8 protein-coding genes are annotated in these 12,195 nt (G+C 61.5%); 2 read left to right on the top strand and 6 right to left on the bottom strand.

Annotated elements, in window-relative coordinates; all coding sequences use genetic code 11:
* Window positions 1-186 (top strand): hypothetical protein (locus KJP30_RS15100; RefSeq protein WP_218450086.1); only part of this gene is annotated, 186 nt, incomplete at its 5' end.
* 261 nt (window positions 187-447) lie between these two features.
* Here the strand turns inward: KJP30_RS15100 and lpdA are convergent.
* The 5 genes from lpdA to mutL all read right to left on the bottom strand — a co-directional run bounded on the left by lpdA (window position 448) and on the right by mutL (window position 9,610).
* Entirely contained in the window at window positions 448-2,196 is a 1,749-nt protein-coding gene (gene lpdA, locus KJP30_RS15095) for a dihydrolipoyl dehydrogenase (RefSeq protein WP_218450085.1), read from the bottom strand.
* Between the two features lie 12 nt (window positions 2,197-2,208).
* Window positions 2,209-3,474 carry a dihydrolipoyllysine-residue acetyltransferase gene (gene aceF, locus KJP30_RS15090; protein ID WP_218450084.1) on the bottom strand — a complete coding sequence of 422 codons (1,266 nt, stop codon included), beginning with the start codon at window positions 3,472-3,474 and terminating at the stop codon, window positions 2,209-2,211.
* A 25-nt stretch (window positions 3,475-3,499) separates the two neighbouring features.
* On the bottom strand, window positions 3,500-6,157 hold the full coding sequence (gene aceE, locus KJP30_RS15085; protein ID WP_218450083.1) for a pyruvate dehydrogenase (acetyl-transferring), homodimeric type: 2,658 nt from the start codon (window positions 6,155-6,157) through the stop codon (window positions 3,500-3,502).
* A 442-nt stretch (window positions 6,158-6,599) separates the two neighbouring features.
* Window positions 6,600-7,769 carry a DNA recombination protein RmuC gene (locus KJP30_RS15080; protein ID WP_218450082.1) on the bottom strand — a complete coding sequence of 390 codons (1,170 nt, stop codon included), beginning with the start codon at window positions 7,767-7,769 and terminating at the stop codon, window positions 6,600-6,602.
* Complete coding sequence (gene mutL, locus KJP30_RS15075; RefSeq protein WP_343222780.1) at window positions 7,766-9,610, bottom strand: DNA mismatch repair endonuclease MutL; 1,845 nt, start codon at window positions 9,608-9,610, stop codon at window positions 7,766-7,768. The genes KJP30_RS15080 and mutL overlap by 4 nt, the downstream gene beginning before the upstream one ends.
* A gap of 599 nt (window positions 9,611-10,209) precedes the next feature.
* Here mutL and KJP30_RS15070 point away from each other — a divergent pair.
* Complete coding sequence (locus KJP30_RS15070; protein ID WP_218450081.1) at window positions 10,210-10,587, top strand: rhodanese-like domain-containing protein; 378 nt, start codon at window positions 10,210-10,212, stop codon at window positions 10,585-10,587.
* A gap of 47 nt (window positions 10,588-10,634) precedes the next feature.
* On the opposite strand, the gene KJP30_RS15065 is transcribed toward KJP30_RS15070, so the two are convergent.
* Complete coding sequence (locus KJP30_RS15065; RefSeq protein WP_218450080.1) at window positions 10,635-12,029, bottom strand: aspartate aminotransferase family protein; 1,395 nt, start codon at window positions 12,027-12,029, stop codon at window positions 10,635-10,637.
* Window positions 12,030-12,195: the final 166 nt, after the last annotated feature.

Here is a 12,195-nt window from a genome sequence, read left to right as displayed (position 1 = left end):
TCAGATTGTTGCCTCGCAGAACCTTGGAGCATCGCCCCGCCGTCCCGTCCGGCGTCCCGTCAGCGCCTCAGCGCCGTCGGTGAAGGGGCTTTTACGGATACCAACATAAACCCGCAAGCCCATTCTGCACTTCTCGTCATCTTTTTTTCAAAAAATCAGGAAAACAAAACAATATCAACAGCTTAGTCCGAAAGATTTCTGAACCAAAAGGTCAAACCAACCCAGACAACACCCCCAAATACCCAACCCAAACCACCAAACCAAACTTACCCACAGCATTACCCACAGCCAAACCAAACAAAACAACCGAGTCACACACCAAAAGCTAAGAAAAGGGAGGAGGGAATCGCGGCCCGGGGCCACCCGACCCCAGAAGGGACCACTCAGCCCGGGCACAAAAAAAGGGCGGGTTGCCCCCGCCCTTTCTTAGCCAGTTGCCTTATGACCTTACTTCTTGCGCTTCTTAGGCGGCATCAGGTCGGTGATCGTGCCTTCGAACATCTCCGCGGCAAAGTTCACCGTTTCGGACAGGGTCGGATGGGGGTGGATGGTGTGCCCAAGGTCCACGGCATCCGCACCCATCTCGATCGCCAGGGCGCATTCCGAAATCAGGTCGCCGGCGTTGGTTCCCACGATACAGGCCCCGATGATCCGGTCATCTTCCGGGTCAAACAGCAGCTTGGTCATACCTTCGCTGCGACCATTGGAGAGCGACTTGCCAGACGCCGCCCATGGGAACACGCCCTTCTCGTATTTGATGCCCTTCGCCTTGGCCTCGGTCTCGGTCAGGCCGCACCACGCGACTTCGGGATCGGTATAGGCCACCGACGGGATCAGCTTGGCGTCGAAGAACCGTTTTTCACCGGCACAGACCTCGGCGGCCACTTTACCCTCGTGCACTGCCTTGTGCGCCAGCATCGGCTGGCCCACCACGTCGCCGATGGCAAAGATGTGGTTCACGCCAGTGCGCTGCTGGCCGTCGACGGCGATAAAGCCGCGATCGTCCACCGCCACGCCTGCCTGTTCGGCGTCGATCAGCTTGCCGTTGGGCTTGCGCCCCACGGCGACCAGAACCTTGTCAAAGGTGTCGCTGAACTGCTCGCCCTTGTCATCCTCGAAGGTGACCTTCAGACCTTCGTCCATCGCCTCGACCGCCGTTACCTTGGTCTTGAGGAAGATGTTTTCATAGCGGCCCTTGATGCGGGTCATCAGCGGTTTGACGATATCCTTGTCGGCGCCCGGAATGATCTGGTCCATCAATTCGACAACGGTGATCTTGGACCCCAGCGCATCATAGACACAGGCCATTTCCAGCCCGATGATCCCACCGCCCAGTACAAGCATCCGTTCCGGGATGTCGGCCAGTTCCAGCGCCCCGGTCGAATCGATCACTCGCGGGTCGTCATGCGGAATGAAGGGCAGCGCAACGGGCTCGGACCCGGCGGCGATGATGCAGTTGTCAAAGCTGACACTGGTCGTGCCCTCATCGCCTTGCACTTCGATCATGTTTGGACCGGTGAACTTGCCGTAGCCGCGCACGACTTGAACCTTGCGGCCCTTGGAGAGGCCGTCCAGACCGCCAGTCAACTGACCGACAACGCTGTTCTTGAAGGCGCGCAGCTCGTCGAGGTCGATCTGCGGCTTGGCAAAGCTGATGCCATGCGCGCCCATCTCCTCTGCTTCGGTGATGACCTTGGCAACATGCAAAAGCGCCTTCGACGGGATGCAGCCCACGTTCAGGCAAACGCCGCCCAGCGTCGGGTTGCGTTCGATCAGAACGACCTTTTTGCCCAGATCGGCGGCGCGAAAGGCAGCGGTGTATCCTCCAGGGCCAGAGCCCAGCACAACCACCTCGGCGTGAACATCGCCGGGGCCACTTGCAGTGCCGGTGGCGGCAACCGCCTGAGGCGCAGCCTCAGCGGCCGAGGGGGGCTCAACGCCCCCCGAGGCCGGGGCCTCTGCCGCGTCTGCCCCTTCGAGCACGAGAATTACGGATCCCTCGGACACCTTGTCGCCTTCGGACACGGCGATGGACACGACCTTGCCAGCGGCGGGCGACGGGACTTCCATCGTCGCCTTGTCGGATTCCAGCTCGACCAGCGGGTCTTCTTCGCTGACCGTATCACCTACGGCGACCAGAACGGCCACCACGGGAACCTCGGAGAAATCACCGATATCGGGTACTTTGACTTCCATCGATCTCTCTCCTTACCACATCAACTTGCGCATATCGCCAAGCAGCGTCTTGAGCGTCACGACGAAACGCGCGGCCAAGGCGCCGTCGACGGCACGGTGGTCATAGGACAGGGACAGCGGCTGCATTAGGCGCGGCACGAATTCCTCGCCATTCCAGACCGGCTGCATCTTGGATCGCGTCAGGCCGAGGATCGCCACCTCGGGCGCATTGACGATAGGTGTGAACGAAGTCCCGCCAATCCCGCCCAGCGACGAGATGGTGAACGTCGCGCCCTGCATGTCCTTGGACTTGAGGTTGCCTTCGCGCGCGGCCTTGGACAGCTCCATCAACTCCTTGGAGATATCGACCAGCCCTTTGCGGTCCGCGTCCTTGATAACCGGAACCATCAGCCCGTTGGGCGTGTCGGCGGCGAAACCGATGTTGTAATACCCCTTCTTGATCAGCTTGTCGCCGTCCGGGTGGATCGACGAATTGAACTCCCAATGGGTTTTCAGGGCCGAGACGCTGGCCTTGATGACAAAGGACAGCAGGGTCACGCGATAGCCCTCTTCCTTGGCCATCGTGTCCATTTCCTTGCGGTACTTGTCCAGATCGGTGATGTCCGCCTCGTCATTGTGGGTGACATGCGGGATGTTCAGCCACGACCGGTGCAGCGCGGGGCCAGAGATCTTCTTGATCCGGCTCATTTCCACGTCTTCGACGGGGCCGAACTTCGAGAAATCCACTGCCGGGATCGGCGGGATCCCCATACCGCCTGCCGCAGGTGCGCCGCTGGCCGCCGCTGGCACGGTCAGCGCCTTCAGCGCCTTTTCCACGTCCTCGCGCAGGATGCGACCCTTGCGGCCGGTGCCGTTCACCTTGTTCAGGTCCACCTCGACCCGGCGCGCATAAGCACGGACCGACGGCGAGGCATGCACCTTGGAGAACCCGGCATCCGTCACCGGGGCCGGAGCAGGCGCGGCAGCGGGAGCCGCGGCAGGGGCCGCAGCCGGAGCAGCGGCGGGCGCGTCTGCCTTGGGTTCTTCCTTGGCGGCGGGCGCGTCTGCCCCCTCGACCACAAGGATCACCGAGCCTTCGGAAACCTTGTCGCCTTCGGCAACCTTGATTTCCTTCACCACACCCGCGGCAGAGGACGGCACTTCCATCGTCGCCTTGTCGGATTCCAATTCGACGATCGGGTCTTCCTCGGCAATCGTGTCGCCCACGCTCACCAGGATCGAAACCACCGGCACGTCGTTGAAATCGCCGATATCCGGCACTTTAACTTCTACGGTCATGTCTTAATTCTCCTCGTGCCGCGTGTCAGACCAGACGCGGGTTCGGCTTGCCGCCGTCGATGTCGTATTTCTTCAGGGCCGCCTCGAGATCTTTCTCGGATACCAGCCCCTCGCGGAAGAGGTCGACCATGGCCGCCGCCGCGATGTGATTGGCATCCACCTCAAAGAAGCGCCGCAGGTTCACCCGGCTGTCGGACCGGCCAAAACCGTCCGTGCCCAGCACCGTGTAGCGGCCCGGCACACAGGCGCGGATCTGCTCGGCGTAGTTCTTCATGTAATCGGTGGCCGCGATGATCGGACCCGAAACATTCGCGAGGGTCTGCGCCACATAAGACGTCTTTTCCTCGGCAAAGGGGTTCAGCCGGTTGTGACGCGCCACGTCCTGGCAATCGCGCGCCAATTCGTTGAACGAGGTCGCCGACCAGATGTCCGAGGTGACGCCAAAGTCTTCTTCCAGCATTTCGGCTGCCTTGATCGCCTGCACAAGGATCGTACCCGAGCCCATCAGGTTCACGTGTTTCTTCGCCGGCTTGGCCGTCTTCTTGAAGCGGTAGAGCCCCTTGATGATGCCTTCCTCTGCGCCCATCGGCATTTCCGGATGGCGATAGTTCTCGTTCATCAGGGTGAGGTAGAAGAACACGTCTTCCTGATCGACGAACATCCGCTGCAACCCGTGCTGCACGATCACCGCGACTTCGTAGCTGAAGGTCGGGTCATAGCTGATGCAGTTCGGGATGGTCCCGGCAAGGATATGGCTGTGGCCGTCTTCGTGCTGCAAGCCCTCACCGTTCAGCGTGGTCCGTCCGGCGGTGCCGCCCAGCATGAAACCACGCGCGCGGCTGTCGCCCGCCGCCCAGGCCAGGTCGCCGATCCGCTGGAACCCGAACATCGAATAGTAGATGTAGAAGGGGATCATCGGGACGCCGTGGTTGGAATAGGCGGTTGCCGCCGCGATCCAGTCCGCCATGGCGCCGGCTTCGTTGATGCCTTCTTGCAGCACCTGCCCGCTTTCCGATTCCTTGTAGTAGGACATCTGCTCGCGGTCTTCGGGTGTGTATTGCTGGCCTTTCGGGTTGTAGATCCCGACCGAGCGGAACAGCCCCTCCATGCCGAAGGTCCGGCTTTCATCCGGCACGATCGGCACCACCTGCTTGCCCACCTGCTTGTCACGCAGCAGCGTGGTCAGGATGCGGACAAAGGCCATGGTGGTGGAAATCTCGCGCTCACCGGTCGATTCCAGCTGGCCCTTGAACTTGTCCAGCCCGGGAATTTCCAGCTTGGGCGCTTCGGTTTCGCGTTTCGGGAAGGCCCCGCCCAGCTCTTTTCGGCGCTCGGCCAGATAGGCCTTTTGCGCGTTGTTCAGGCTGACAAAGGGGATGTCCTTTTCCAGCTCTTCATCCGTGACCGGAATCTTGAACCGGTCGCGCATCGCCTTGAGCTGGTCCAACTGCATCTTTTTCTGCTGGTGGGTGGTGTTCTGCCCCTCACCGGCGGTGCCCATGCCATAGCCCTTGACCGTCTTGACCAGCAGAACGGTGGGCTGACCTTCGGCCTCGGTCGCGCGTTTGAAGGCGTTGTAGACCTTCTTGGGATCGTGGCCGCCCCGGCGCAGAGCCCAGATCTGATCGTCGGTCCAGTCTTTCACCAGTTCCGCGGTCTCCGGGTACTTGCCGAAGAAATGCTTGCGGATATAGGCGCCGTCCTTCGACTTGAAGGTCTGATAGTCGCCGTCGATGGTTTCATCCATCAGCTGACGCAGCTTGCCGCTGGTGTCTTGTTCCAGCAGTTCGTCCCAGCCACGCCCCCAGAGCAGTTTGATCACGTCCCAGCCCGAGCCGCGGAAGTTGCCTTCCAGCTCCTGCACGATCTTGGAGTTGCCCCGCACCGGGCCGTCCAGACGTTGCAGGTTGCAGTTCACGACGAAGATCAGGTTATCCAGCCCTTCGCGCGCCGCGAGGTGAATGGCGCCCAGCGATTCCGGCTCGTCCATCTCACCGTCGCCAAGGAAGGCCCAGACTTTGCGGTCGCCCGCGTCAATCAGCCCGCGATTGTGCAGGTATTTCATGAATCGCGCCTGGTAGATCGCCATCAGCGGGCCAAGACCCATGCTGACGGTCGGGAACTGCCAGTATTCCGGCATCAGCCAAGGGTGCGGATAGGACGACAGCCCGCCGCCCGCCACTTCGCTGCGGAAGTTCTTCAGCTCTTCCTCGCTGATCCGGCCTTCCATAAAGGAACGCGCATAGATCCCCGGGATCACGTGACCCTGAAAGAACACAAGGTCGCCGCCGTGGATCGCCGATTTCGAACGCCAAAAGTGGTTAAGGCCGATGTCATACAGCGCCGCAGAAGAGGCAAACGACGCGATGTGTCCGCCGTATTCGCTCGATTCCTTGTTGCGCTTGACCACGGTCGCCATGGCGTTCCACCGGTTGATGGTACGGATGCGCCATTCCATCTCGGTGTCGCCGGGAACCTCGACCTCATCATCGGGAGAGATGGTGTTCTGATAGGGGGTGGTGGCCGAGAAGGGCAATTTGGCCCCTGCTGCCCGGGCCCGCTGCACCGCCTTGTCCAGAAGATAGTGCGCGCGGTCGGCCCCGTCGCGCTCGATCACGTCCTCGATCGCGTCCTGCCACTCCTGGCTTTCGACGGGATCGACGTCCTGGGGGGTATCTTTCATATGCCCTCTTCCCTTTGATGCGCCCGGAATGGCGCTTGGTTTAACCCTGAACTATCGGCAGGTTTTTCGTGGATGCAAGCGTTTGCCTGACCGTCCCACAGTGTCCTCCCGACGGTTTCAGGTGGTGTATCAGCAGGAGTGCCGCAGCGGCAGGCAGGCCACTGCATAACGTCCATGCGTCACGCGCATGGCGGTTGTTTAACATTAAACAAACCTCGGCGCACAAACGGCACCCCCTCCCGCCCCGGTTTCCGGGGTCGCTTTTCAAAGACCCGGTACAGGTAGACGCACTGAATGTGCGCCCGGCACCCGATCCTCTCTGCGATTCTCTAGGAGTATAACGCGCGACACGGCATCCGGTTCAACCGTATCGGAAAATTCCCGTCAGCGGCGTATGGACGGGCGCCCGCTCCGGAGGGCCGCGGTCAATGATCCGACCGCGTTACTCTGCCGGATCCCCCAGCCGCAGGACCGGGGCGCGGGGTTCTTCGATCTCTTCAAAGTCGAACTGATCAAGCCGATGCGCCCTGCGCCCGGCCTTGTCGGCACTGATCTTGATTTCTTCGATGTCGCGCGCAGCCTGGCCGAAATGCCGGTCAAGGTTGGCGACTCGCCCGCCCAACCGTTCGACATCTGCGTGCAACAGGGCAAGCTCTCTCCGGATTGCCCCGGCCTGCTCTTTCATCCGGGCATCTTTCAGCACCGCCCGCAGGGTGTTCAACGTCGCCATGCAAGTGGTCGGAGAGACGATCCAGACCCGCGCAGCAAAGCCTTCGCGCACCACCTCGGGGAAATGCGCGTGCAATTCGGCGTAAACGGCTTCGGATGGCAGAAACATCAGGGCGCCCTCGGCGGTCTCTCCCTCGATGATATAGCGCTCAGCGATGTCACGGATGTGCTTGCGCACCGCAAGCCGAAACGACTGAGCTGCGCGCGCCACCATTTCTTTACCCTCGGCCCGCATCAGCGCCTCGTAACCTTCCAGCGGAAACTTGGCGTCCACAGCAATCGGCCCCGGCGGTTGAGGCAGATGGATCAGACAGTCTGCCCGCCGCCCGTTCGAAAGGGTCGCCTGCAACGTGTAACTGTCAGACGGCAGCGCCTTGTTCACGATCTCCCGCAACTGGATTTCGCCAAAAGCGCCACGCGTCTGCTTGTTCGACAGGATGTCCTGCAAAGACAGCACATCCCCCGACAGCTTGGTGATATTGTCCTGAGCCTTGTCGATGGCGGCCAACCGTTCCTGCAATTCGCCCAGCGACCGCGCCGTGCGCCGGGCGGACCCGTGCAGGGTTTCCCCCATACGCTCCTGCACCTCGGCCAGACGGCGCTCCATCAGGTCCAGCATGGCAGCCTGACTGTTGGCCTGAGCCTCGGACACGTGATGCAACCCGCCAGCAAGCCGTTCCTGACCATCCGAAAGGGTCTGAACGCGCTGCGCAAGATGACTGACGTTCTGCAAGAGCGGTTCGGACAGACGCGCGGCACGGCGTGCGCCACGGGCGGCTTGCAGCAGCAAGAACAACACCAGAATCGCGAAACCAAGAGCCGCCAAGGCAGCGATGACCACGGAATCCGACAGCGAATAGGACACGTCACCAAACTGGATCATGTGCGCCCGAACAGCCTTTCGATATCCGCCAATTTCAGCTCGACATATGTGGGGCGTCCGTGATTGCACTGGCCCGAATGTGGCGTGGCTTCCATTTCGCGCAGCAGCGCGTTCATTTCTTCAGCGCGCATCACGCGGCCCGATCGGATGGAGCCGTGGCAGGCCATGCGCGAGAGGATTGCTTCGATACGGGCCTGCAACAGGCCGCTGTCCCCCAGATCCGCCAGTTCATCGAGGATGTCGCGGATCAGCGCCTCGGCGTTGACCTCGCCAAGGATCGCGGGTGTTTCGCGCACTGCGATGGCACCGTTTCCAAAGGGTTCGATCCTGAGGCCCATACGTTCCAGATCATCGGCGCGGGCCAAAAGCCGTGCCGCATCGTCCGGCGACAGATCAACGACCTCTGGGATCAAAAGTCCTTGGGCCGGCACCCCTTTGTCCGCCATCTGGCGCTTGAGTTTTTCATAGACAAGTCGTTCGTGTGCAGCGTGCTGATCGACGATGACAACCCCGTCCTCTGTCTGGGCAAATATATAGTTCTCATGCACCTGCCCGCGCGCAGCGCCCAAGGGACGGGCCGTCAGCGGAGGCTCTTCCGAGGGCACTTCGGGTGCGACGGGCGGCGTTTCCACCACGCGCCCGGACCAGGTGTCCGGCATCTCGTCAAAGCTGGGGGCCTGCGCGGCATAGCTGGCCTGTCGCACGCCAAGCGATGGCCGATCCATCTGGTAGACCCGGGGCTGCGTGGGCTGTTCAGGGCGGAATGCACCCAAGGTGGCCCCCGCCACGGTGGTCGACGCCCGGTGCCCGGCCCCGGCCAGCGCATGACGCAGACCCGACACGATCAACCCCCGCACGACACCCGGTTCACGGAAGCGTACCTCGGATTTGGCGGGGTGGACGTTCACGTCGACTCGGTGCGGATCGCAATCGACAAACAGGGCAACCGCAGGATGACGCTCACGCGAGAGGAAATCCTGATAGGCGCCCCGCAGGGCGCCGATCAGCATCTTGTCCCGCACCGGGCGCCCGTTGACAAAGAGAAACTGCGCCACCGCGGAACCGCGTGAATAGGTCGGCAGCGCCGCGTATCCGGTCAGCCGCACCTCTTCCCTCTCGGCGTCGATCGGCAGGGCGTTTTCGACAAACTCGGCCCCCATGACACGGGACAGCCGTCCGCGAAGCGCCTCAAACAGGTCGCCGGTCTCGGGATCGACCCGGAAGGTCACACGCTCTTGCCCGTTGGACACATCGCGCAGCGTGAACCCCACCGCGGGTTCGGCCATCGCCAGCCGTTTGATCGTATCCGAGATCGCCATGGTTTCGGCCCGGTCAGAGCGCAGAAACTTGAGCCGCGCGGGCGTGGCAAAGAACAAGTCGCGCAGGGTCACGACCGTGCCGCTGTTCAGCGCACAGGGTTTGACCGGGCTCAACGTCCCGCCCGACACCGAAATCTCGGCCGCGGACTCGCCCGAGGCCCGGCTTTGCACCGTCAGCCGTCCGACGGCGCCAAGCGACGGCAGGGCCTCGCCCCGAAATCCGAAGGAATGGATATTCAGCAGATCGGTGCCATCGATCTTGGACGTCGCATGGCGGGACAGGGCCAGCGGCAGATCCTCTGGCGCCATGCCACAGCCGTCGTCAGTGACGCGGATCAGGGTCTTGCCGCCGTCAGCGACATCGACACGCACGCGCCGCGCACCGGCGTCAATCGCGTTCTCGACAAGCTCTTTGACAGCAGACGCAGGCCGTTCCACCACTTCGCCAGCGGCGATGCGGTTGATGGCGGCCTCATCCAGCTGTCGGATCTGCGGGCGGATATTGCGGTCTTGAGTATTCACACCACAAAATTTAGCAGCCGTCTGTTGATTCTGAAATGGCCCATTCGCGCCCCGTTAGCGCAATCGCGCCGATCACGAATTACGACCAAGGTCGGGTAACATTTGATCATCACGCCAGATTGACGCGAAAGATTATTGCGTTAATAAATATCTCACACAAACCATAAGGAGGCAAAGATGCCCGTCCCGCTGATCACCTTCGAAGCCATTTCCGCCATCTACGGCGAATGCTTCGCCAAAACTTTCTTTCGCCCGGTTTCGGCGATCAAGAAAGCAAACTGACAGCCACCCCGGCAAATCGCCGGGGAGACAAGACCAGCCCCGCCCTTCGCGGCGCCGGAAAATGCACGGTTGGCGGCCCTTTCCGCCCCATGCCACAGCAGGCCCATGGTTCAGGACAACTGAACGCCCCTGCAAGCAGACAGATCGCCCGGCGGCCCGGGCAATCTCTGTCCACCTCCCCACATCAGAACATTACCGCCGGACCACGGGCCACCCCCGTTGCATCACATCTGCTTTCTACTATCTGAATTGTTGATCAGACAGGTGTCGGCCCAGCCGATCCCGCAGACAGGCAGCCGCCTTCAAGGAGCAACAAAATGAAAACAGAAACCGTGGGTGACGCGACATTCGAGACCTGGTCCGTCGAAGAGGTCGCCAAGGGCATCGCCGACAAGTCGATCGTCGTGATCGACGTGCGTACCCCGCAGGAATACATGTTCGAGCATATCGAGGGCGCTTTGTTGATGCCGATGGCCTTTTTCAAAGCCGACGCCCTGCCCGGACAAAGCGACAAACGCATCGTGTTTCATTGCGGATCAGGTGTTCGGTCCGAACGGGTCTCGCGCGCAGCGATTGACGCGGGGATCAAGACCATCGCCCATATGGAGGGTGGGTTTGCGGCATGGAAGGCCGCGAAACAGCCCTACGTCGGCACCAATATGGCGACCGGCGCGCCGCAACGCGTCGAGGTCTGAACTTGGCCATGGGCGCAAACCGGGATCAGGTTTGCGCCCGCCTTTGATTATCCGGCGACCAGCAAGCCTTTGTCCTTGAGCTGGTCATAAGCTTCGTCAAGGCTCTTGCGCGCGCGGTCGATCAAGGTGTCGATCTCTTCCTTGGAAATCACCAAGGGCGGCGAAATCACCATGCGGTCATTGACGTGGCGCATGATCAGGTTGTTGGCGAAACAACGTTCGCGACAGATGAAACCCGCCGTTCCCGCCTCGGCTGCGAAAGGCGCGCGCGTGGCTTTGTCCGGGGTCAGCGCAAGGCTGCCCATCATGCCGACGATCCTGACCTCCCCCACCAGCGGATGATCCGACAGGCTCTCAAAGCGCTCCTTCAGGTAGGGGGCGGTTTCCTCGCGGACACGATCCACGATCCCTTCTTCTTCGAGGATCCGCAGGTTTTCCAGTGCAACGGCACAGGCCACCGGGTGACCAGAGTAGGTGTAACCGTGGTTGAACTCGGTATTCTCGATCACCTTGGCGACCTCGTCCGAAACGATCGAGGCACCGATCGGTTGATAGCCAGACGACAGGCCCTTGGCGACGGTCATGATGTCGGGCTTGATGTCAAAGGTCTGACTGCCGAACCAGTTTCCGGTACGGCCAAATCCACAGATCACCTCGTCCACGATCAGCAGGATGCCGTATTTCTTCACGATCCGCTGGATTTCCGGCCAATAGGTTTCCGGCGGAACGATCACGCCGCCGGCCCCCTGAATCGGTTCAGCGATAAAGGCGGCAACCTTCTCGGGGCCGATTTCAAGGATCGCGGTTTCCAGCGCCTGCGCCCGCTCCAGCCCGAAGGCTTCGGGCGTGCTGAAGCCGCCTTCGTTGTACCAATGCGGCTGATCGATGTGGTGAATCCCGGGGATCGGCATCCCGCCCTGCGCGTGCATCCCCTTCATGCCCCCAAGGCTGCCGGAACCAACGGACGACCCGTGATAAGCATTCCAGCGCGAGATGATGACCTGCCGGTCCGGCTCACCCTTTTCGGCCCAATACGTACGAACCATACGCAGATTCGTATCATTCGCCTCGGATCCGGAACCCGCAAAGAAGACGTGGTTCAGATCGCCCGGGGCGAGCTCGGCCAGCTTGGCGGCAAGGTTCAGCGCCGGCACATGCGTCGTCTGGAAGAAGGTGTTGTAGAACGGAAGATCCTGCATCTGGCGGTGCGCCGCATCGGCCAGTTCGGTCCGGCCGTAGCCGATGTTCACACACCACAGACCGGCCATCCCGTCGAGGATACGGTTGCCGTCGCTATCGGTCAGCCAACATCCGTCGGCGCGCGTGATCACGCGCGCGCCCTTTTCGGCAAGGCCAGCGCCATGGGTGAACGGATGCATGTGATGCGCGGCGTCCATGGCCTGAAGTTCGGCAGTGGGCGAATTGGGGGTAAGGATGGTCATGATCGGCCTCCGGAAAAGTTGCGCGCAGAATATGATCAAATTTTTCCGTGTCAATCGAATCAGCCAGTCGCAGGGGCGCGACGCCCGGCCGATCCGGCCTCTGCTCACGGCCGGGTTTTGCCTGCCTCTTCAGATGATAATTCGCCGAAAATCCTCAGCCCAGACA

It is taken from the genome of Antarctobacter sediminis, from assembly GCF_019218285.1.
GTDB lineage: Bacteria > Pseudomonadota > Alphaproteobacteria > Rhodobacterales > Rhodobacteraceae > Antarctobacter > Antarctobacter sediminis.
Note: the sequence above shows the minus strand (reverse complement) of the source record. Positions and strands in the feature narration are given on the sequence as shown.

What these genes read in the sequence shown, in the direction of transcription:
- aceE (WP_218450083.1), bottom strand. Translation starts at nt 6,157, where the DNA reads ATGAAAGATACCCCCCAGGACGTCGATCCCGTCGAAAGCCAGGAGTGG.
- lpdA (WP_218450085.1), bottom strand. Translation starts at nt 2,196, where the DNA reads ATGGAAGTCAAAGTACCCGATATCGGTGATTTCTCCGAGGTTCCCGTG.
- aceF (WP_218450084.1), bottom strand. Translation starts at nt 3,474, where the DNA reads ATGACCGTAGAAGTTAAAGTGCCGGATATCGGCGATTTCAACGACGTG.
- KJP30_RS15080 (WP_218450082.1), bottom strand. Translation starts at nt 7,769, where the DNA reads ATGATCCAGTTTGGTGACGTGTCCTATTCGCTGTCGGATTCCGTGGTC.
- KJP30_RS15070 (WP_218450081.1), top strand. Translation starts at nt 10,210, where the DNA reads ATGAAAACAGAAACCGTGGGTGACGCGACATTCGAGACCTGGTCCGTC.
- KJP30_RS15065 (WP_218450080.1), bottom strand. Translation starts at nt 12,029, where the DNA reads ATGACCATCCTTACCCCCAATTCGCCCACTGCCGAACTTCAGGCCATG.